Source organism: Gordonia sp. 11cp (assembly GCF_057767225.1).
In genome coordinates this window covers 975193-993965 of the sequence record NZ_CM173437.1, presented here as the reverse complement: position 1 = coordinate 993965, position 18773 = coordinate 975193, and the positions used below count along the sequence as shown (strand labels likewise).

General features: G+C 67.8%; 19 protein-coding genes. 9 read left to right on the top strand and 10 right to left on the bottom strand.

From position 1 onward, the window contains the following. The first annotated feature begins 373 nt into the window (after positions 1 to 373). On the top strand, positions 374 to 1285 hold the full coding sequence (locus tag AC3B6C_RS04240) for a LysR family transcriptional regulator (protein ID WP_014928209.1): 912 nt from the start codon (positions 374 to 376) through the stop codon (positions 1283 to 1285). A 16-nt stretch (positions 1286 to 1301) separates the two neighbouring features. Here AC3B6C_RS04240 and AC3B6C_RS04235 read toward each other — a convergent pair whose 3' ends face one another. The 3 genes from AC3B6C_RS04235 to AC3B6C_RS04225 all read right to left on the bottom strand — a co-directional run bounded on the left by AC3B6C_RS04235 (position 1302) and on the right by AC3B6C_RS04225 (position 4512). Further along, positions 1302 to 2984, bottom strand: a complete 1683-nt coding sequence (locus AC3B6C_RS04235; protein ID WP_488376218.1) for an acyl-CoA dehydrogenase family protein — start codon at positions 2982 to 2984, stop codon at positions 1302 to 1304. Next, positions 2984 to 3649 (bottom strand): TetR/AcrR family transcriptional regulator C-terminal domain-containing protein, encoded by a 666-nt coding sequence (locus tag AC3B6C_RS04230; RefSeq protein ID WP_488375095.1) that lies wholly within the window; start codon positions 3647 to 3649, stop codon positions 2984 to 2986. The genes AC3B6C_RS04235 and AC3B6C_RS04230 overlap by 1 nt, the downstream gene beginning before the upstream one ends. A gap of 104 nt (positions 3650 to 3753) precedes the next feature. Continuing rightward, on the bottom strand, positions 3754 to 4512 hold the full coding sequence (locus AC3B6C_RS04225) for a glycoside hydrolase family 16 protein (protein ID WP_488375094.1): 759 nt from the start codon (positions 4510 to 4512) through the stop codon (positions 3754 to 3756). A 143-nt stretch (positions 4513 to 4655) separates the two neighbouring features. Here AC3B6C_RS04225 and AC3B6C_RS04220 point away from each other — a divergent pair, with 143 nt between their 5' ends. Beyond that, positions 4656 to 5609 carry a proline dehydrogenase family protein gene (locus tag AC3B6C_RS04220; RefSeq protein WP_488375093.1) on the top strand — a complete coding sequence of 318 codons (954 nt, stop codon included), beginning with the start codon at positions 4656 to 4658 and terminating at the stop codon, positions 5607 to 5609. Here AC3B6C_RS04220 and AC3B6C_RS04215 read toward each other — a convergent pair. Then, entirely contained in the window at positions 5584 to 6183 is a 600-nt protein-coding gene (locus AC3B6C_RS04215) for a TetR-like C-terminal domain-containing protein (protein WP_488375092.1), read from the bottom strand. The genes AC3B6C_RS04220 and AC3B6C_RS04215 overlap by 26 nt on opposite strands. A gap of 51 nt (positions 6184 to 6234) precedes the next feature. Between AC3B6C_RS04215 and AC3B6C_RS04210 the strand changes: the two genes are divergently transcribed. The 3 genes from AC3B6C_RS04210 to AC3B6C_RS04200 are packed head-to-tail and all read left to right on the top strand — an operon-like array spanning position 6235 to position 10786. Further along, positions 6235 to 7350, top strand: a complete 1116-nt coding sequence (locus AC3B6C_RS04210; protein WP_488375091.1) for an Rv3169 family protein — start codon at positions 6235 to 6237, stop codon at positions 7348 to 7350. A gap of 8 nt (positions 7351 to 7358) precedes the next feature. After that, positions 7359 to 8399, top strand: coding sequence for a TIGR03617 family F420-dependent LLM class oxidoreductase (locus AC3B6C_RS04205; protein WP_488375090.1), 1041 nt, complete (start codon positions 7359 to 7361; stop codon positions 8397 to 8399). Further along, entirely contained in the window at positions 8396 to 10786 is a 2391-nt protein-coding gene (locus tag AC3B6C_RS04200; protein WP_488375089.1) for a PEP/pyruvate-binding domain-containing protein, read from the top strand. The genes AC3B6C_RS04205 and AC3B6C_RS04200 overlap by 4 nt, the downstream gene beginning before the upstream one ends. Before the next feature lie 40 nt (positions 10787 to 10826). Here AC3B6C_RS04200 and AC3B6C_RS04195 read toward each other — a convergent pair whose 3' ends face one another. Together AC3B6C_RS04195 and AC3B6C_RS04190 are read right to left on the bottom strand one after the other, a co-directional pair. Then, positions 10827 to 11237 carry a globin domain-containing protein gene (locus tag AC3B6C_RS04195; RefSeq protein ID WP_488375088.1) on the bottom strand — a complete coding sequence of 137 codons (411 nt, stop codon included), beginning with the start codon at positions 11235 to 11237 and terminating at the stop codon, positions 10827 to 10829. A 129-nt stretch (positions 11238 to 11366) separates the two neighbouring features. Next, positions 11367 to 12233 carry a helix-turn-helix transcriptional regulator gene (locus AC3B6C_RS04190; protein WP_488375087.1) on the bottom strand — a complete coding sequence of 289 codons (867 nt, stop codon included), beginning with the start codon at positions 12231 to 12233 and terminating at the stop codon, positions 11367 to 11369. A gap of 135 nt (positions 12234 to 12368) precedes the next feature. On the opposite strand from AC3B6C_RS04190, the gene AC3B6C_RS04185 reads away from it, so the two are divergent. Together AC3B6C_RS04185 and AC3B6C_RS04180 are read left to right on the top strand one after the other, a co-directional pair. Next, positions 12369 to 13388, top strand: a complete 1020-nt coding sequence (locus AC3B6C_RS04185; RefSeq protein ID WP_488375086.1) for a zinc-dependent alcohol dehydrogenase family protein — start codon at positions 12369 to 12371, stop codon at positions 13386 to 13388. Between the two features lie 40 nt (positions 13389 to 13428). Next, positions 13429 to 13839 carry a (R)-mandelonitrile lyase gene (locus tag AC3B6C_RS04180; protein WP_014928198.1) on the top strand — a complete coding sequence of 137 codons (411 nt, stop codon included), beginning with the start codon at positions 13429 to 13431 and terminating at the stop codon, positions 13837 to 13839. A 22-nt stretch (positions 13840 to 13861) separates the two neighbouring features. On the opposite strand, the gene AC3B6C_RS04175 is transcribed toward AC3B6C_RS04180, so the two are convergent. From AC3B6C_RS04175 to AC3B6C_RS04160, 4 genes are read right to left on the bottom strand one after another with little or no spacing between them, the layout of a single operon-like run. Then, complete coding sequence (locus tag AC3B6C_RS04175; protein WP_488375084.1) at positions 13862 to 14860, bottom strand: NADP-dependent oxidoreductase; 999 nt, start codon at positions 14858 to 14860, stop codon at positions 13862 to 13864. A gap of 46 nt (positions 14861 to 14906) precedes the next feature. Further along, on the bottom strand, positions 14907 to 15746 hold the full coding sequence (locus AC3B6C_RS04170) for an alpha/beta fold hydrolase (protein ID WP_488375083.1): 840 nt from the start codon (positions 15744 to 15746) through the stop codon (positions 14907 to 14909). After that, positions 15743 to 16468, bottom strand: coding sequence for an SDR family oxidoreductase (locus AC3B6C_RS04165; protein ID WP_488375082.1), 726 nt, complete (start codon positions 16466 to 16468; stop codon positions 15743 to 15745). Before AC3B6C_RS04165 ends, AC3B6C_RS04170 begins: the two co-directional genes overlap by 4 nt. 53 nt (positions 16469 to 16521) lie before the next feature. Beyond that, positions 16522 to 17409, bottom strand: coding sequence for an alpha/beta fold hydrolase (locus AC3B6C_RS04160; protein ID WP_488375081.1), 888 nt, complete (start codon positions 17407 to 17409; stop codon positions 16522 to 16524). Between the two features lie 128 nt (positions 17410 to 17537). Here AC3B6C_RS04160 and AC3B6C_RS04155 point away from each other — a divergent pair, with 128 nt between their 5' ends. Both AC3B6C_RS04155 and AC3B6C_RS04150 read left to right on the top strand, forming a co-directional pair. After that, positions 17538 to 18161: a TetR/AcrR family transcriptional regulator gene (locus tag AC3B6C_RS04155; protein ID WP_014928193.1), complete on the top strand. Its 624-nt coding sequence runs from the start codon at positions 17538 to 17540 to the stop codon at positions 18159 to 18161. A 37-nt stretch (positions 18162 to 18198) separates the two neighbouring features. Continuing rightward, positions 18199 to 18672: a MaoC/PaaZ C-terminal domain-containing protein gene (locus tag AC3B6C_RS04150; protein WP_488375079.1), complete on the top strand. Its 474-nt coding sequence runs from the start codon at positions 18199 to 18201 to the stop codon at positions 18670 to 18672. The last annotated feature ends 101 nt before the right edge of the window (positions 18673 to 18773 follow it).

Below are 18773 nucleotides of genomic sequence, written 5' to 3'. Positions count from 1 at the left end.
CGTCCTCTTTCTCACTCACGACGCGCGTGTACGCGCCTGTGTGCGAGGCAGAAATCGCCGAACACACGTTACGGAGTTTAGAGGACGATTAAAGATCGTTTCATCTCGAATTCCGCGATATGACCCGACGGAGTGAAAGATGTAAGAATCGGCTGAATCGCCGTCGATCTGATGTGCGCTGAGAAGGTCATGCCAATCGGGCCCGATCGGCCGCTTCCTGCTGGGGTCCTCCCGTCCCCTCCGCGGGAGGGACCCCAGCAGGTAGTCCATGTGCGATGTGGCCGGCGCACTCGCGGCCTCGCAGGATTCAGCATATGGGCTCGATGGTCAACCTACAATCACATCAATCGGGATAACTGACAGGAGATGGTTGATGAATGGTCCCGGGGAGCCCGGACTACGCGATATCGACCTCCGACGACTGCGAATGTTCGTCGTGGTGATGGAGGCACCGAGTCTTCGTGTCGCCGCGGATGACCTGTTCATCAGTCAACAAGCGCTCTCGTCGGCCATCCGCGAACTCGAGCGCCACCTCGGTGTCGAGCTCTTCTCACGGTCACGTCGGAGCCTGACGCCGACCCCCGCCGGGGAGGCGCTCTACCGCGGGGCGGTGCCCTTGCTGGCCGGTGGTGAGCAACTCGCCACCCAGGTGCGTCGCGTCGACGCCGGGTCGCCGGCGCCGTTCGTCATCGGCCACGCCCCGGACCTGGCCTCGTCCGAGGTCTTCCGCATCATCGAGCCGGTGGTGCTCGCCGACCCGTCGGTACCGATCACGGTCCGACCGGTCTTCGCCGAACTCATCCGCGACGAGTTGTTGTCCGGGGCCATCGACATGGCCCTCGGTCGTGGTGTGGCGGCGCCACCGGACATGGCCACCACCATCGCGACACAGCACGAACTGCGCCTGGCGGTTCGTGCCGACCATCCGCTCGCCGCGCACGATCGGGTCGACATGGCCGACCTCGCGGGCTACGAGATCGTCGTCTGGGGCCCCGAGCACGAGTACGAATACACCGACATCCTGGTCGGCCTGTGCCGGCGCGCGGGGTTCGAACCGCGAATCATCTTGTCGACGCTGCTGGGTACGCCTCCGCACACCGCGGTGATCGCACACCCCGATGCGTGTGCCTTCGTCACCAACGAGCCCGGCTGGATCTACGTCAACCGCATCCGGATCGTCGAATTCACCGATCCCCCGTTCGCGCCCGTCCGCGCGATGTGGCTGCCCAACACCTCGTCGACCCTCCGGCGTCAGATCCTCGCCGCTGCCGAGAACTCGCTGTGAGTGAGGTGATCGGCGTTCAGTGTCGCTCGAGGATCGCACCCAGGTCAGCGCCGGCGGGAAGGGTGCCGTATTCGAGGCTGCGGTCGGGCCCCAGGCGCGCGGCGATGAACGCATCGGCGACCGCGGCGGGACTGTGCCGGACGAGAAGTGACGCCTGCAGGGCCAGGGCCATGGCCTCGACGGTGGACCGTGCCCGCCGCTGGGCGTCGGCGGGATCCATACGGGAGAGTTCGCCGAGCTGGTCGCGCAGGTGGTCGAGATGGGCGTCGAGGGTGCGATCCGCGCCGCGCGCGAGCGAGATCTCGGCATCGAAGGCGGCGATGGACTCGGGTTCGCGAGTCATGGCCCGCAGGACATCGAGCGCGATGACGTTGCCCGAACCCTCCCACACCGCCATCACCGGCTGCTCGCGGTAGCGCATGGCGAGCGGGAAGTCCTCGGTGTAGCCGTTGCCGCCCAGGCATTCCAGGGACTCGTAGGCGTGATGGGGGCCGCGTTTGCAGATCCAGTACTTCGCTACGGCGGTGGCGAGGCGGCGGAAGGCCCGCTCCTGCGGGTCGGCGTCCTCGTCGTGCGCGCGAGCGAGTCGGATCGCGGTGGTGGTCGCGGCCTCCGATTCCAGTGCGAGATCGGCCAATACGGCGGTCATCGCCGGCTGATCGGCCAGTGTCGCGCCGAATGCGCTGCGGTGCCGCGCGTGCCAGACCGCCTCGGCCACGGCCTGGCGCATGCCCGCAGCCGAACCGAGGACGCAATCGAGTCGGGTCTGCGCGACCATCTCGATGATGGTGCGTACGCCGCGGCCGGGTTCGCCGATCATGATCGCGACCGTCCCGTCCAGTTCGATCTCGCTCGACGCGTTGGATTTGTTGCCCAGCTTGTCCTTCAGGCGCTGGATGCGGAAGACGTTGCGGGTGCCGTCGGGCAGGATGCGCGGGAGCAGGAAGCACGAGAGCCCCTCGCCACCCGCGCCCTGCGCCTGTGCGAGGACGAGGAAGGCGTCCGACATCGGGGCCGAGCAGAACCACTTGTGCCCGGTGAGCAGGTATTCCGCGCCCGGACCGCCGGTGCCCGCCGGAGTCGCGACCGTCGTGTTGGCGCGCACGTCGGAGCCGCCCTGCTTCTCGGTCATCGACATGCCGAAGATCGCCGAGCTCTTGTCGGCGGCGAGGTCGGGAGAGTAGGTGCGCGACAGCGCTTTCGGCACCCACTGGGCGGCGACGTCGGGCTGGAGTTCCAGAGAGGGGATGACCGCATGGGTCATCGACACCGGGCACGCGTGACCGGGCTCGATCTGGCCGAAGAGCATGAACGCCGCGGCGCGTACGACGTGCGAACCCGGTTGCGGGTCCGCCCAGCACCGGGTGTGGGAACCGTGGGCGATCGACGCGGAGATGATGCGGTGGTAGGCCGGGTGGTACTCGACCTCGTCGATGCGGTTGCCCCATCGGTCGAAGGTCCGCAGCACCGGGGTGACGGTGTTCGCGAGATGGGCGTCGTGCTTGAAGGATTCACTGCCGACCAGCGCCCCGATCTCGCGGAGCTCGGCGTCGCCCCACGCCGCGTCGTGGCGCGTGACCGCTTCGCGCAGCACGGTGTCGAGTTCGTACTCGTTGACGTCGACCCGCGGGGCCGACTGGTTGAACACCTCGTGGGTGAGATGCGGTTGCGGCCGAACGGAACTCGTGGACCGGGTCATCATGCCTCCTGTGTTGCGTGTGATGTCGTGTCTGTGCCGACCGGGCGGAGCGGACTGTCCAGGATCTCGTCGGGGATCTGCAGATTGGTGAAGACGACGGCGACGGCGTCTTCGAGTCGATAGCCGAAATCGACACCGGTGGCGGCCTTCTGGACCGCCAGGCCGAAGATCGCCGACCAGAAGGCCCGGGCCTCGACGTCGATCCCGGCGCGCAGTTGCCAGCCGGTGCGGACGAGCGTGGACAGCAGGGCCTCTTCACCGCGCTCATGGAGCAGGGTGAGGGTGTCGGTGATGAGCGGACGCAGGTCGGTGCGCCGTGCGACGAGGAGCATCGCGGTGGCGAAGAGTTCCACGTCCCGTGCGCACGGACCGAGCAACGTGCCCACGAGCGTGTTGGTGTAGTCGCGGACCGTGGCGGCGCCGGCTGCCGCTTCCTCCGCGCGCCGGCCGGCCCGGAGTACGCCTGCGCTCGCGACTTCGACGAACAACTGCTCTTTGGAACCGAAGTAGTACGTGACCTGATTCGGGTAGGCGTCGGCGCGTTGACAGATCTGCGCCACGGATGCCGACTCGCCGTGCTCGGCGAACACCTCCGCGGCAGCACGGAGCAGCGACTTGCGCGTGGCCTTGCCGGCTTCTCGCGTGGCGCGTCCGGTGGTCGGCATTCGCATCCTCGTCCTCTGGCAGTGTTTGTATGACAAACAATAAAATGTCAACCTGGGTCCAGGCAAGGGTTTACCTGCTGGCGGCCGCGGCGGCGGGGATGGCCTCAGCCGCCGTCGAGTGTGCTGACCTGCACGTACTCCACATCCAGGATGCGGGGGTATGGGAGCGGAGAGTCCGGGGCCGCGCGGTCGGGGAAGTCGAAGATGCTCAGCATGAGCTGCATCGGGTAGCCGATGGACTGCCGGACCTCCTTGACGACGCGCCCGTCCATCGTGAACACGAGACGGTCGGGTCCCCACTCGACGACGTACTCGTGGAGGTCGGCGAGGTCCTCGGCCATCTCGATGACGGAGAAGTCGTCGACGATGCGCGGATCGCGGTGTGGATGTACCCCGACACCCAGCGTCCACGATTCGCCGGGCCGCGGGCCGAAGATCTCCGCGACGCAGATCTCCCCCGACTCCTCTGGTCGCTCCTCCGTCCCCAGGAGCCAGAACGCCACCATCGACGCCGGGTCGCGAATGGCTCTCATCGTCACCGCGAAGCGGCCGTGCCGCTGTGCGAAGAGGATCTCCGACGGGCGGTAGGTCACCACGGTGAGCCCGTCTCGGTGCGCGTGCTGGCCGACCGTGCTGCCGACCTCACCGGCGTGGTGCCCGGTCTGCAGGCTCGAGACCCGCATCGTCGACTCCGACGGCCGCCATGCGGGTTGGTCGTCGTCGATGCACAGTCGCGAACGTCCCCCCGAAGCGGTCCACCGGGCCGCTGAGTTCGCCGGTCTCGTCCAGTGCGGGAGATAGTCGGCGATCCATGTCCGGCTGTCGAAACCGTCGCCGGAGAAGTCGTCGCGCAGGGTGATCATCAGACCTCTCCTCGGTGGGCGGGATCGTTCGTGCACTCGATCGCGTCAGGCGTGTCGTTCCATGGCGGTACAGTACATCGACTTTCGACGTGCTCCGCGTAATGTGTGCTGGTCGGCAGGCGTGTGAGCAGAGGCGGGATGACATGGAAACAACAAGTGCGGCAGACACACTCCGTCGGTGGGCGCTCGACGAGGAGCTGAAGTCCCGGGTCATGGCCGATCCCGCGCTGGCCGAATGTGCGCGGCGGATCGCCGAACGGTACACCGCGGGAGAAGATGTCGACTCGGCGATCCGCGCCGGGGAGCGCGCGGTGGAACGCGGACACCTGGTGAGCATCGAGTACACGGGTGAGAGCGTGCGCGACGCCGCCGAAGCGACCGCGGCCACGGAGGTCTTCGTCTCCGTCGCCGAACGCATCGGTCGGACCGGTCTGCCGTCGACGGTCTCCGGCGACCTGTCGCACATCGGACTTCTCGTCTCCGGAGATCTGGTGCGGGACAACGCTGCCCGTCTGGCAGAGGCGTGCGCCGCGGTCGATTCCGTCTTCATGATCTCCGCCGAGGGATCGGACCGGACCGATCGGGTTCTCGAGGTCTACGACTGGCTGTCGCATCGGTACGACAACGTGGGCATCACCCTGCAGGCCAGGCTCCATCGCTCGGACGAGGACGTGGATCGACTACTCGCCGCCGGTGGCCGGGTCAGGCTCGTCAAAGGTGCGTTCCTGGAGGCCGAATCGGAGGCCCTGCCCCGGGAGGACCCGGAGTTGCCCAAGCGGTTCGGACGACTGGCGCGCCGCATCGTCGACGGCGGCGGCTCGCTCACCCTCGCGACGCACGACGAAGCGCTGTTGACTCATGTCCTGGGGTCTGTGGGCGCCGCCGAGTCCGTCGAGGTCGAGATGCTGATGGGTCTGGGGACCGACCTGCTGGACCGGTTGGCGACGGACGGGATCGCCACGCGCGAATACTGCATCTTCGGCTCGGAATGGTGGTTGTACGTGCTGAACCGCATCGCCGAAGACCCGACGCGGGTGTTCCAGGCTCTCGTCGACCTCGGGCGCGGGCCGATCAGCCCGCCGGCCAGCGCTCGGTGATGAGCTCGACCATCTGGTCGACCCAGGCGTCGTCGAGTGCGGCGTCGCTTCGGATGAGAATGCGGAAGATCGCGGTGCCCGCGACGACCTCCGCGAGCATCGGCAACCGGTCGTCGTCCCGGCGTTCCTGGCCGAAGCGGGACTCGAAGGCGGGGAGGTCGCCGGCGAGCCGGGCGATCATCTGACTGTGCACCTCGGGTGACGCAACGGTGTCGGCGATCAGGCCGGGGAGTGCCACGCGCGCCTCGGGCCGGTTGAACATCGCGCGCACGATCTCGACGAGTGCCCGGATGTCCTGGCGGACATCTCCCGAACCTGTTGGCGGATCGAGGGTCTCGGCCGACAGCACCGCCTCGTGCACGAGCTCGGCCTTGCCCGACCACCGCCGGTAGATGGCGGCCGTCGTCGTACCCGCGCGTGCGGCGATGGCCGACAGCGACAGCGCCGGATAACCGGTCTCGAGGATCAGCTCGCGGGTGGCCGCGATGATCGCTGCGTCGATCCTCCCGTCGCGGGGCCGCCCGGGCGTCGAGGGTTTGCGCCTCTTGTCTTCCCTGTGCCCATCTGCTGTCATGAGATACATCCTAATTGCAATACAGCGCGCATCGTATTTGAGGGAGAGTTCGTGAAGCTGAGTCCGCTCGACGAGTACCCGATCCATCAGACACCGGCGCCGATCACCTGGCCGGCGAGCTCCGACCGCAATGTCTACGACCGCTCGTACTTCAACGTGCTGGACCGCGAGGGCCGCTTCATGGTGCTGACCGGCATCGGGTACTACCCCCGGCTCGGGGTGAAGGACGCCTACTTCGTCGTTCGCCGCGGCGACACCCAGACTGCGGTGCACCTGAGCGACGCCATCGACGACGACCGGCTCCACCAGCACGTCAACGGCTACCGCCTCGACGTGGTCGAGCCACTGCAGGAAGTCCACCTCACGCTGTCGGAGACCGAGGGCATCTCCGCCGACCTGACCTGGCGCGGACTCTTCCCCGCGGCGCTGGAGAAACCGCACGAGATGCTGACCGAACGCCGGGTCACCTTGGAGGCGTGCCGGTTCGCGCAGGTGGGCACCTGGCAGGGATGGATCGACGTCGACGGCGAGCGCCTGAGCGTCGATCACGACAGCAGTGTGGCGAGCCGGGACCGGTCCTGGGGCATCCGTCCCGTCGGTGAGCCCGAACCGGCCGGGAGGCCGGACGCCGCGTTCCGCGGAATGTGGTGGCTGTACCTGCCGCTGGCCTTCGACGACTTCCAGTTGTTCCTGATCCTGCAGGAGGATCCGGACGGGCATCGCAGCCTGTACGACTGCACGCGGCGCTGGCGGGACGGCCGCGTCGAACAGCTCGACGGTGTGCGTGTGACCATCCATTACACGTCCGGGACCAGGATTCCGCACGGTGCACACATCGACTTCCTCAACCGCGCCGGGGATCGGATAGAACTCGACGTCGAGTCGAAGTTGTTCGCTCCCATCGCCTTCGGGTCCGGTTACGGTGGTGACTCGTCGTGGGCGCACGGCACATGGAAGGAGGGCACGTTCACCGAACGCGTCACCTTCGACCTCACCGACGACGAGGTCATGGCCCGTGCACCCTTCAGCCTCATCGATCACGTCGGGTCGGCCGTGTGCACCGAGCCCGACGGCACCGTCCGGTCGGGGGCCGGCTTGTTCGAGCACGGCGTCATCGGCCCGCACCACCCGTCGGGATTCTCCGACTGGACCGACGTGGTCGGATAGGGCACCCGATGAAGGTCATGACGGCGTTGTTCAACCCGACGGGTGCGGTCGATCGCGCGCGGGCGCTGCAGGAGGCCGGCGCGTCCGGGGTGTTCACCTTCGAAGGTCCGCACGACGTGTTCACCCCGCTCGTGCTGGCGTCGGCGGTGGAGGGCCTGGACATCATGTCCAACGTCGCGATCGCGTTCCCGCGCAACCCGATCCAGCTCGCTCACCAGGCCAACGACCTGCAGCTGCTCAGCGAGGGACGCTTCATCCTGGGGCTCGGCACGCAGGTGCGCGCCCAGATCGAGAAGCGCTACGGCGCCGAGTTCAACCGTCCGGTCGAGCGGATGAAGGAGATGGTCGGTGCCCTGCGGGCCATCTTCGCGACCTGGAATGACGGTGAGCGCCTGGACTTCCGGGGCGAGTACCACTGGCACACCCTGATGACCCCGACGTTCGTCCCCGGGCCGAACCCTTACGGACCCCCGCCGATCTATCTGGGCGCGTTGGGGCCTCGACTCACGCGCGCCACCGCTGAGGTCGCCGACGGTCTGCTGGTGATGCCGTTCGGATCGAAGCGGTTCCTGCACGGCACGACGCTGCCCGCCGTACGCGACGGTCTCGCCGCGGCCGGCCGCAGCGAGGACGACTTCGAGGTGGTGCCCGAGATCATCGTGTCCGTGGCGTCGGGCGCCGGGAGCGCAGCGAGCGGGCCGAATGTGTCGGGCGCCGGGAGCGACGACCATGCTTCGACGCGGATGTTGCTGGCGTTCTACGGTTCCACCCCGGCGTACCGTCCGGTGCTCGATGCGCACGGATGGGGAGACCTGCAGCCGGAACTCAACACGATGTCCAAACAGGGGCGCTGGCAGGAGATGGCCGGACTCATCGACGACGAGATGCTCCACACCATCGCGGCCTGTGGCACGCCGGCCGAGATCGCCGCACACATCCGCGACCGGGTCGACGGTGTGTCGGACCGGATCTGCCTCTACCAACCGGGCCCCATCGGTGTCGAACCGCTCGCCGAGATCGTCGACGCCCTGACCGGTGGCGCGAGATGAGTTCGGCAACGGTCGAATTCGAGGACATCACCGACGACCGGTACGGCGGCAAGGCGGCCGGTCTCGCGCGCTTGCGACGTCTGGGACTGGCGGTGCCCGCAGGCTATGTCATCACCTGTGTGTCCTCCGGGGCGCGCGACGTCGACACAACACGATTCGACGAGATGGTCGCCGCCGGGTCGACACCGGTCGCGGTTCGGTCCTCGGCGGTCGGGGAGGACGGGGCGGACCAGTCCTTCGCCGGCCAGTACGACACAGTACTGGGGGTCGATTCCGTCGACGCGCTCGTCGCCGCGGTCCGCGCCTGCGCCGACTCGGTGCACTCACGACGCGCGTCGTCGTACAGCGGGAATTCCGCGGCCACCATGAACGTGGTGGTCCAGCGGATGGTCGATGCCCGCGCCGCCGGCGTGGTGTTCACCGCGGACCCGGCGTCCGGGCGCCGGGATCTGATGGTCATCGACGCCGTCGCCGGACTCGGCGAGTCGCTCGTCGACGGGACAGCGGCTCCCGATCACTTCGTGCTCGAAGTCGGCGGTGCCGTCATGGTGCAGGAAACTGTTGCGGCGCCGGTCTTGTCGGCTGCGGAGATCGGCGACATCCGTGCCGGTGCCCGCCGCGCGGAGCAGGAGTGGGGCCGACCGATGGACCTCGAGTGGGCCATCGACGAATCCGGAGAACTCTGGTGGTTGCAGGCACGGCCGATCACCACGCTGCCCGGGGACCTCAACGAGATGGACTCGCCGGTGGCCGGGGCCGACCACGTCTACACGCGATGCAACATCGGCGAGATGATGCCGGGCGCGTTCTGCCCCCTGACCGCATCGGTCTCCGGGTTCGCGATCGACTACGCGATGCAGATGGTGCAGGTGGTTGCCCGCGCGCAGCAGAGTTACGAGAGACCATGGCTCCAGGTGGGTTACTTCTACGGGCACATGTTCCTCAACCTGACCGAGGGCACGGCGCTGAGTTCGGGCATCCTCGGCAACTCGCTGGAGCAGTTCTCGACGTCGATCTGCGGGCGGGTCATCGACGAATTGACACCGAAGCCGCCGCAGCCATTCCGGCGCAAACTCGGCAACACGATCCGGCTCACCGCGCATGCGCTGTCGGTGGGGCCGGCCATGCGTCGGCTGCCGGCCGAGATCGCCGCATTCGCGGTGCCGACGAGCCGCGACCCGCGAGTCGTGCTGCGGGAGATGGAGTCCGGTGTCGACCAGTACCGTGAGGTCACCCTCGTCCACGTGCGGTCGTCCTCACGCGCTGCGGTCGCGGCGAATGTCCTCGAGAGCGTCCTGGTCCGGCAGGCGGTGAAGGACGGGCGCACGGAGGATGACGGCAAGGCCGAGGCGGCCCGGCTCATGGCCGGCGCCGCGGAGGTCGAGAGCGCTCTGATGCTCGCCGAACTCGATGCGGTGGTGCGCGCCATCGCCGCCGACCCCGCGGTCGCCGACGAATTCCTCTCCGCGGCACCAGATGACGCGGTCACCACGCTGCGGGCGACATCCGGCGGCCCCGGCCGTGCGCTCCAGGGGTTCCTGGAACGCCACGGTCACCGGGGATACCGCGAACTGTGCATGCGCGATCCGTCCTGGGCCGACGACCCCGGCGGTCTGGGCGCGATGATGCAGGTGATGTTGCGGTCGGTGGCGACGCGGTCGGACCCGCCGTCCGTCCGCGCGGCCGCTGACCTGCACCCCGCTGACTTACCCCCTTCTGGATCGATCCGACTCCTGGCACGGCTGGCGCAGGGCGGTGCGCGAGGACGCGAGGAGACCAAGTCGCGGATGGCGCTGATGGCCCACCGGCTCAAACGGGGCTACCGGCACCTCGGTGAGATCCTGGCCGAGTGCGGGCGGTTACCCGACGCCGACCTCGTGTACTTCTTCGACCGCGCGGAGCTGCACCGGGTCGTCGAGTCCGACGACACCGGGGACCTCGTGCTGAGCGCGCTGAAACGTCGAGAAGCGTTGTCGTATCAGGATCGCCTCGAGTTCGACGACGTCTCGGTCGGCCGCCCGTCCCCACGCGTCGTCGCGCCCGTGACCCATGCCGGCGACGGCCGGATCGTGGGCCGTCCGGCGGGCCGGGGAACCGTCGAAGGTGTGGTGCGTGTGGCGAAGTCGGTAGTCCAGGCGCGGGACGTCCAACCCGGCGAGGTCCTCGTCGCGCCCGTCACCGATGTCGGCTGGACGCCGTACTTCACCGTCATCGGCGCGCTCGTCACCGACATCGGTAGCTCGGTGTCGCACGGTGCGGTGGTCGCCCGCGAGTACGGGCTGCCGTGCGTCGTCAACACCCTGGTGGGCACCCAGGTGCTGCGGACCGGCGACCGGGTGCGGGTCGACGGCGATCGCGGGATCGTCGAGCTGATCGAGAGTAATTGACCGCCAAGGGCACGCGGGGGATCGCGACCCGCCGGACGGTTCAGTCGGCGACGGCCGGATAGGCGTCGAGCATCAGCCCGGCGACGGCGCCGAGTGCTTCGGTCCAGGCCGCGGTCATCTCGTCGGTCCAGTCTCCGCCGCCGCGCTCGGCCATCGTCGTGATGAGCGCGCCGGCCACCCATCCGTACATCTCGGGCGTGACCCCGAGGTCGGCGTGCCGGCGTCCCAGCGCGCCGAGCGTGCGGCCGAGCCACTCGGCGTCGTCGAGGTGGTCGAGAACGGCCGCTATGGCCTGCTGGAGCATCGTGGCTTGTGGTCGCAGGTCGGCGCCGAACAGAGGCCGGACTTCGGGGTGTTCGTCGAACAGGCGGTCGTAGAAGGCGAGCATCAGCTTGTGCTCGTCGTCGATCACCAGGGACAGGCTGTCCTGCAATACTTCTCGGTTCAACATGGTGGGGCTGCACCTCGTCGGTCTCGTGATGTATCAATGACACAATGACTGTATCTCTGTAACATCTAGCACGACGCGCGGCCTCGTACAGCGGAATGGCCGGACCGGTGTGGGTCGGGCTGACGCGACTCAGGAGCCGGCGACCTCGCTGGCTGCGTAGGAGGCCAGGAGCTGTAGCCGCTCGGCGCTCGGGGAGCCGGGTTCGGCGGTGTAGATCATCAGGATCGTGCCGGGATCGGCGGTCACGGCGAGCTCTTCGTAGGCCAGGGTCAGTTCGCCGACCACCGGGTGGTGGAAACGCTTGGTGCCGGCGCCGTGGGTGCGGACGTCATGGGCGGCCCAGAGGGTGCGGAAAGTGTCGCTGCGCGTGGACAACTCACCGACGAGGTCCTGGATCGCCTTGTCGTGCGGATCGCGCCCGGCCTCGGCGCGCATGATGGCCACACACATCTCGGCGAACAGGTCCCAGTCGGGGTAGAAGTCGCGGCTGGCCGGGTCGAGGAACTGAAAGCGCGCCAGGTTCGGGGTTCGGCCGCCGTCGCCGATGACCGGAGAATAGAACGCGCGGCCGAGCGCATTGGTGGCCAGCAGATCCTGGTGGGAGTCGCGGACGAAGGCGACGGCGTCGGTGATCGCTCCCAGTGCCCAGTGGAGGCTGTTGCGCGTGGTGGTGCTCTTCGACGACCGGCGCCGGGAACGCCCGGACGCCGGGATGCCGTCGGCCGCGCGGGCGAGGTCGAGGAGGTGGGCACGCTCGGTGTCGTCGAGCTGCAGTGCGCGCGCGAGCGATTCGAGGACCGACGACGACGCGCCGGCGATGGTGCCGCGTTCCAGGCGGGAGTAGTACTCGACGCTCACCCCGGCGAGGGTCGCCACCTCGCTGCGTCGGAGGCCCGGCACCCGGCGATTCCCGCCGGGCGGCAGCCCCGCCGTCTCGGGCGAGATCTTCGCGCGCCGCGACATCAGGAATTCGCGGACCTCGGCACGGTTGTCCATACGCCCAGCGTAGGACGGTCCGCGACCTCCAGGGGTGCCCTGTCGGTACACCTCCCGACAGGAGCTGTCGCCGACACGACATATGCGGTTGCCTTGAAGGCGAGCACGCGGCGAACCGAACGAAGAGGAGTGCACATGCGCGGAGTGATCATGGACGCCCCCGGCAAGATCCGGGTGGACGACCGCGACGACCCGACCATCCAGGAACCGACCGACGCGATCATCAAGATCGCCGCGACCTGCGTCTGCGGGTCGGACCTGTGGCCGTACCGCGGCGTCGAGGACGTCGACCATGCGCCGATGGGCCACGAGTACGTCGGCACCGTCACCGAGGTCGGGGACCAGGTGTCGTCGATCAAGGTGGGGGACTTCGTGGTGGGTTCGTTCTTCGCCTCGGACAACACCTGCGAGATCTGCCGCGCTGGCTACCAGTCCCGGTGTGTCCACGCCGTGGGAATGGGTGGCATCGGCACCCAGGCCGAGTACGCGCGGATCCCACACGCCGACGGCACCCTCGTCGCGACACCCGGTCAGCCCGACGACGACCTCATCCCGTCACTCCTCGCCGCGTCCGACGTCCTGGGTACCGGCTGGTTCGGTGCCGTGGCGGCCGAGGTGGGGCCGGGCAAGACCGTGGCCGTCGTCGGCGACGGCGCGGTCGGGCTGCTCGGTGTGCTGGCGGCGAAGCATCTCGGTGCGGAACGGATCATCGCGATGAGCCGCCACGAAGATCGTCAGGCGCTCGCCCGCGAATTCGGGGCGACCGACATCGTGGCCGAGCGCGGCGACGAGGGCGTGGCGAGGATCAAGGAGCTCACCGATGGACTCGGCGCGCACTCGGTCATCGAGGCGGTCGGCTCGCAGGAGTCGATGATGCAGGCGGTCCGGTCGACCCGGCCCGGCGGCCACGTGGGCTACGTCGGCGTCTCACACGATGTGGAGCTCCCGGGTCTGGAGCTGTTCTTCTCCGGTGTCCACCTCCACGGCGGCCCCGCCCCGGTGCGACGCTTCCTGCCCGAGCTGATCGACCTGATCTGGAACCGGACGATCGATCCCGGCAAGGTCTTCGACCTGACCCTCCCGCTCGACGACGCCGCCGAGGGTTACCGCGCGATGGACGAACGCCGCGCGACCAAGGTGTTACTCGCCGTCTGACCACGGTCGGTACCCACACCACAAACGAAAGGTGTTCAGTATGAAGATCACTCGCAGTTCCATCGACACCGTCAAGGGACCCGGCGACTGGTTCACCGGCGATGTCTACATCGACGCGGCGGCCGCGTCGCCACCGCCCTCGCGGGTGTCGGCGAGCCTCGTCCACTTCATGCCGGGTGCGCGGACGCACTGGCACCGGCACCCCCTGAGCCAGACGGTCTTCGTCACCGAGGGCGTCGGCCTGTGCCAGCGGCGCGGCGGGCCCATCGAGGTCATCCGACCCGGTGACCGCGTGCTCTTCGAAGCGGACGAGGAGCATTGGCACGGCGCCGCCCCGACTCGCCTGATGGTCCACCTCGCGATCAACGAGGGCGACGACGACCACGAGGTCGCGCAGTGGCTGCAACCGGTCACCGACGAGGAGTACGCGCAGGCGCCACACGAGGTATGAGCGCCTGCTCGCCTGCTCGAGGTCAGTTGTGGGTGATGACGACCTTGCCGGCGCGTACTTTACCGGCGTCGACGTGGGAGATCGCGTCGACGGTCTGGGCGAAGGGGAAGGTGGTGTCGATCACCGGCCGTAGGTGCCCCTTTTCGTAGAGGCCGGCCAGGTTGCGTAGCTGCGGTCCGTCGGCTCGCATGAAGAAGAACGAGTAGTCGACGCCGTGCTTCTTAGCCTGTTTGCGTACTTTTCGGCTGAGCAGCGACAGTACGAACTCGAACGGTAGGGGAGCGCCGAGCTGCTTGGCGAAACCCGCATCAGGTGGCCCGGTGACCCCGAGAGCCAGTCCACCGGGCTTCAGTACGGTCAGCGTCTTCATGAGGTTGTCGCCGCCGACGGCGTCGATGGCCAGGTCGTAGCCGGAGAGGACGTCGGTGAAATCGGCCTGACGGTAGTCGACGACGACGTCGGCGCCCAGGGTGGAGACGAGCTCCGCCGAGTTCGTCCCGGCCGTGGTGGCGACGTGCGCGCCGAGGTACTTGGCGAGCTGGATGACTGTCGAACCGAGTCCGCCGGCGCCGGCGTGGACGAGTACCTTCGATCCGGCGCCGATGCTCGCGCGCTCGACCAGCATCTGCCAGGCGGCCAGAGCCACCAGCGGGACCGCGGCGGCCTCCTCGAACGTCAGGTTCGCCGGTTTGCGGGCGACGTCGGCGTGGTCGATGGCGATGTGGTCGGCGAAGGTGCCGATGCGCAGATCGCGCGGCCGGGAGTAGATCTCGTCACCGACTTCGAAGTCGGTGACTTCGCTGCCGACTTCGGTCACCACGCCTGCGACGTCGTGGCCCAGGATCAGCGGGAACCGGTACTTCAGCAGTGGTGTGAATTCGCCGTTGCGGACCAGCTTGTCGAGCGGGTTGACGCTGGCGGCGACGACTTCGACCAACACGTCGCGAGGCCCGACCTCAGGCATCGGGACTTCGGCTTCGTGGACGGGTCCTTTGTACTTGTCGATGACGAATGCCTTCATCGGATCCTCTTCACGGTTGTCGATCGGTCGGTTCGGGGTTTGTGGTTCACGGTGCGCCGAGGAATTCGAGCACCTCGGGAACGAACTCTCGGTGGTATTGGAAGATGCCGCCGTGGCCGGAACGCGGGTAGATGATGACCCGGGCGTCGGGGATGCGGTCGGCTAGTTCGACCGAGTGCTCACTGGCGACCATGACGTCGTTGTCACCGTTGGCGACCAGGGCGGGTTGGGTGATCACCGACAGGTCGTCGGGTGCGGCTTTGCCGGCGGCCACGATGGTCCGCAACTGTGCCAGACGTGCCTGCAGCGAGATCTTCCGGTCGCGATCGACGCGGCGTTCGGCCAGGCGGTCGAAGTAGTCGGCGGCCGCCTGCTTGCCCTCTGGTGTGCGGGGGAAGAACAAGAAGTTCCGTGCGTCTTGCCGGGTCAGCGCCGCTTTGAGGTAGGCGCCGCCGACGATGCCGGCCATCTTGTCGATGCCCCCGCCGCCGCGCGGCCCGGTACCGGTCAGCACGATTCGTCGGATGAGTTCAGGGGCTCGCAGCGTGACCACCTGGGCCACTGCACCGCCGAGTGAGAAGCCGAACAGATCGACCTTCGTCAGGCCCAGCGCCCGGATGAACGCGATCGCATCGGCGGCCATCTGGTCGATGTCAGTGGGGACTTTCGAGCCGGTGCCGCCGACGCCGCGGTTGTCGAAGGCGATGACGTGGTGGGCCGAGGCGACTCCGTCGATGATCCGCGGGTCCCAGTCGTCGAGTGTGGCGGTGAAGTGGTGCAAGAACACCACCGGCACACCGCCGGCCGGGCCGAGTTCGCGGTAGACGAATCGGACCCCGTCGGCACCGACGCTCTTGGTGCGGGTGTCTGTCCACGTCGTGGTCACGACGCTGCTCCGGCGTTGTTCGTGCGCAGGCCCGGATACATGTCCTCGATCGATCCGCTGAGACCGGCTTTGACGGTTGCGGTGAGGTCGTCACCGATCACTTCGAATCCGCCGCCGGCAACGGTGTCGTAGATGTCGGCGACCAGCTCGGCCGGTGCCAGCTTCGGGCCCGGTGCGTGGGTGGCCATGGCGGTGTCCACGTACCCCATGTGCACGCCGACCACATGCACGCCTTTCGGCGTGAGCTCGAGACGCAGCGCATTGGTCGCCGACCACAGCGCTGCCTTCGACGTGCTGTAGGCGCCGCCGAGGGCGACCCAGCTGAGCACGGAGTGGATGTCGATGAGCACCGCGTCGCGGGCGGCGATCAGGGCCGGGGCGAACGCTTGCGCCACCAGGACCGGCCCGAAGAAGTTGGTCTCCATGTTGGCGCGGAGGTCGGCTTCGGGCAGGTCGACGAGGCCGGCCGACGGGGGTGCCGCGCCCGCGTTGTTGACGAGCACCGAGACATCCGGTGCGGCCGCGACTGCGGCAGCGATGGACTCACCGTCGGTGACGTCCAGGCGCAACGGCACGATGCGCTCGTCGTCCCATCGGCGCGGAGAACGCGCCGCGGCGTACACCTTTGCCGCGCCACGCTCGAGCGCCTGGGTGACGAGTTCTTGTCCGATGCCGCCGTTGGCGCCGGTGACGAGCACGACGGAGTCGTGGAGAGAAGGCATGAGGGTGGTGACTTTCTTTGGTGGGTTCGAGCGGGAGTGAACTGTGTGTGCGGTCAGGCCGCGAGGAACTCCAGCGCGGTCGCAACGAAGTGCCGGTGTTCTTGGAAGATGCCGCCGTGCCCGGCGTCGGGGTAGATCCGCAGGCTCGCGTCCGGGAGCCGGCGGGCGAGATCGTGGGAGTTGCTCGTGGGCACCATGCGGTCGTCGTCGCCGTTGGCGACCAGGACCGGGTGCGTGATCGTGCTCAGATCGGCAGGTGCTCGGGTGGCCCAGCCGTGGATGGCGCGCAGCTGGGTTCGGAACGTCGTCAAAGACACCGGATCATCACGGTCGTCGGTACGCTCGTTCAATCGTGCGATGAACTCCCGCGACCGTGCCTTCCCGTTCTGGGTGCGGGTGAAGAAGAGGTTCTGTTTCGGGTCCTTGCGTGTCAACAGGGCCGTGATCGTGTCCGTATAGGTCACCCGGGTCACCTTGTCGATACCCACGCCGCCGGCGGGGCCGGTGCCGGCCAGGATGATCTTGCGAACCAGCTCGGGCCGCCGCGCGGCGATGACCTGGGCGAGGAACCCTCCCAACGAGAATCCGAGCAGATCGACCTTCGCCAGTCCCATGGCGTCGATGAACGCGATGGCGTCGGCCGCCATGGCCTCGACGGAGTCGGGGGTGGTGCCACCGGACGCGCCGACACCTCGGTTGTCGAACGCGATCACGCGATGGCGGCTCGCGATCCCGTCGGTCAGGCGGGGATCCCAATTGTCGAGGTTGGCCGCGAGGTGATGCAGGAACACCACCGGCACGCCGCCGGTCGGACCGTAGGCGCGATGAGCGAAGTCGGTGCCCCCGACCGAGATGGTGCGAGTCGGCACCGTGGACCACGACACCGTCCCCCCGTCTGTCGACCTCTCTGTCGACGTCCTTGCACGGTTGTGGCTTGTCATCACGGCGCTCCCCCAGGGATGGAAACTGATCGGTGTACCGCCACGATAGGTGGGATCGTCACGTTTGTAAACCGATCGGTGTATCTTGGCGAGGGAACACAGAACGGACCGACAGATCGGCTGGCGGAATGACGACGACAGAGAAGAGCGCCCAACCACCGCGTGGGTCGGGCCGCCCGAGTCCCAGAGACCGGATCCTCTCGGCGGCGGCTGGGCTCTTCTACGTAGAGGGCATCAACGCCACGGGTGTCGAGCTGATCGCGTCTGAGGCGGGAGTGTCGAAAAGGACGCTGTACAAGTACTTTCCGAGCAAAGTGACCTTGGTGGAGCAGTACCTGGCATACCTGCGTGAAATGGTTGTCGACCCTCGGGGAGGGCAGGCCGACGGGCCGCGCGAACGACTGATGCGACTGTTCACGATTCCGGAACCCGGCGACGGCCGGCTGCGCGGATGCCCGTTCCACAACGCGGCCGTGGAAGCAGCCTCGGCGATGCCCGAGGTCACCGAGTTCGTCCACACGCAGAAACGGGCCTTCGCCACCGCGATCGTCGACCTGTGCCGGGACTACGGAGCATCCGATCCGTCCCTGCTGGGCCACCAGATCGCGCTGCTCTACGAGGGCGCGGCGGCGCTGTCGACATCACTCGACGACGTCGAACCGTGGGCGTACGCCCGCACCACCGTAGAGATGCTGCTCGACCACGCGCGACCGGACGCCAGGGCCACGGCTTCGGCCGCTGCAAGAGCATGATCGTTGACCACACCGACTGCACGGATAGGAACAGCTCATGAACAGCCCACGGCCGATCGCTCCGGACGGGGTCTGGCTCGATGACATCGCCGAAGGCGCCACCTTCGTCACCGACACCCATACCGTCGACACCGCGGAGATTCTCGAGTTCGCACGGCGCTATGACCCACAGGTCTTTCACACCGATCCCGACGGCGCTTCGGGAACGTTCTTCGATGGGCTCGCGGCCAGCGGCTGGCATGTCGCTGCGATCACCATGTCGTTGGTCGTGACCAGTGGCCTTCCGGTGGCGACCGGCATCGTGGGGGGCGGAGCCGAGCTCACCTGGCCCAGCGCCACTCGTCCCGGCGATGTCCTGCGTGTGACCGCCACGATCGATTCGATCAAGAGGTCCACGTCGCAACCGGCACGTGCGTGGGTGAGCCTGACACAGCACACCGTCAACCAGCGCGACGAAGTACGTCAGATCGCACGACCACGGATTCTGATGTGGGACCGGCCGAGCGCCTGACCGATGTGGCGTGGCGACCCCGCCCGCCGGGGTCCGAATCGCGCGGTTTCGATCACCCTCCGACGCGCCGTACTCGCGCGTAGCGATTTGACTCGTAAGAA

Bases quoted from the DNA above. Each gene is read 5' to 3' on its own strand.
- AC3B6C_RS04240 (WP_014928209.1), top strand. From the start codon at position 374: ATGAATGGTCCCGGGGAGCCCGGACTACGCGATATCGACCTCCGACGA.
- AC3B6C_RS04235 (WP_488376218.1), bottom strand. From the start codon at position 2,984: ATGACCCGGTCCACGAGTTCCGTTCGGCCGCAACCGCATCTCACCCAC.
- AC3B6C_RS04230 (WP_488375095.1), bottom strand. From the start codon at position 3,649: ATGCCGACCACCGGACGCGCCACGCGAGAAGCCGGCAAGGCCACGCGC.
- AC3B6C_RS04225 (WP_488375094.1), bottom strand. From the start codon at position 4,512: ATGATCACCCTGCGCGACGACTTCTCCGGCGACGGTTTCGACAGCCGG.
- AC3B6C_RS04220 (WP_488375093.1), top strand. From the start codon at position 4,656: ATGGAAACAACAAGTGCGGCAGACACACTCCGTCGGTGGGCGCTCGAC.
- AC3B6C_RS04215 (WP_488375092.1), bottom strand. From the start codon at position 6,183: ATGACAGCAGATGGGCACAGGGAAGACAAGAGGCGCAAACCCTCGACG.
- AC3B6C_RS04205 (WP_488375090.1), top strand. From the start codon at position 7,359: ATGAAGGTCATGACGGCGTTGTTCAACCCGACGGGTGCGGTCGATCGC.
- AC3B6C_RS04200 (WP_488375089.1), top strand. From the start codon at position 8,396: ATGAGTTCGGCAACGGTCGAATTCGAGGACATCACCGACGACCGGTAC.
- AC3B6C_RS04195 (WP_488375088.1), bottom strand. From the start codon at position 11,237: ATGTTGAACCGAGAAGTATTGCAGGACAGCCTGTCCCTGGTGATCGAC.
- AC3B6C_RS04190 (WP_488375087.1), bottom strand. From the start codon at position 12,233: ATGGACAACCGTGCCGAGGTCCGCGAATTCCTGATGTCGCGGCGCGCG.
- AC3B6C_RS04185 (WP_488375086.1), top strand. From the start codon at position 12,369: ATGCGCGGAGTGATCATGGACGCCCCCGGCAAGATCCGGGTGGACGAC.
- AC3B6C_RS04180 (WP_014928198.1), top strand. From the start codon at position 13,429: ATGAAGATCACTCGCAGTTCCATCGACACCGTCAAGGGACCCGGCGAC.
- AC3B6C_RS04175 (WP_488375084.1), bottom strand. From the start codon at position 14,860: ATGAAGGCATTCGTCATCGACAAGTACAAAGGACCCGTCCACGAAGCC.
- AC3B6C_RS04165 (WP_488375082.1), bottom strand. From the start codon at position 16,468: ATGCCTTCTCTCCACGACTCCGTCGTGCTCGTCACCGGCGCCAACGGC.
- AC3B6C_RS04160 (WP_488375081.1), bottom strand. From the start codon at position 17,409: ATGACAAGCCACAACCGTGCAAGGACGTCGACAGAGAGGTCGACAGAC.
- AC3B6C_RS04155 (WP_014928193.1), top strand. From the start codon at position 17,538: ATGACGACGACAGAGAAGAGCGCCCAACCACCGCGTGGGTCGGGCCGC.
- AC3B6C_RS04150 (WP_488375079.1), top strand. From the start codon at position 18,199: ATGAACAGCCCACGGCCGATCGCTCCGGACGGGGTCTGGCTCGATGAC.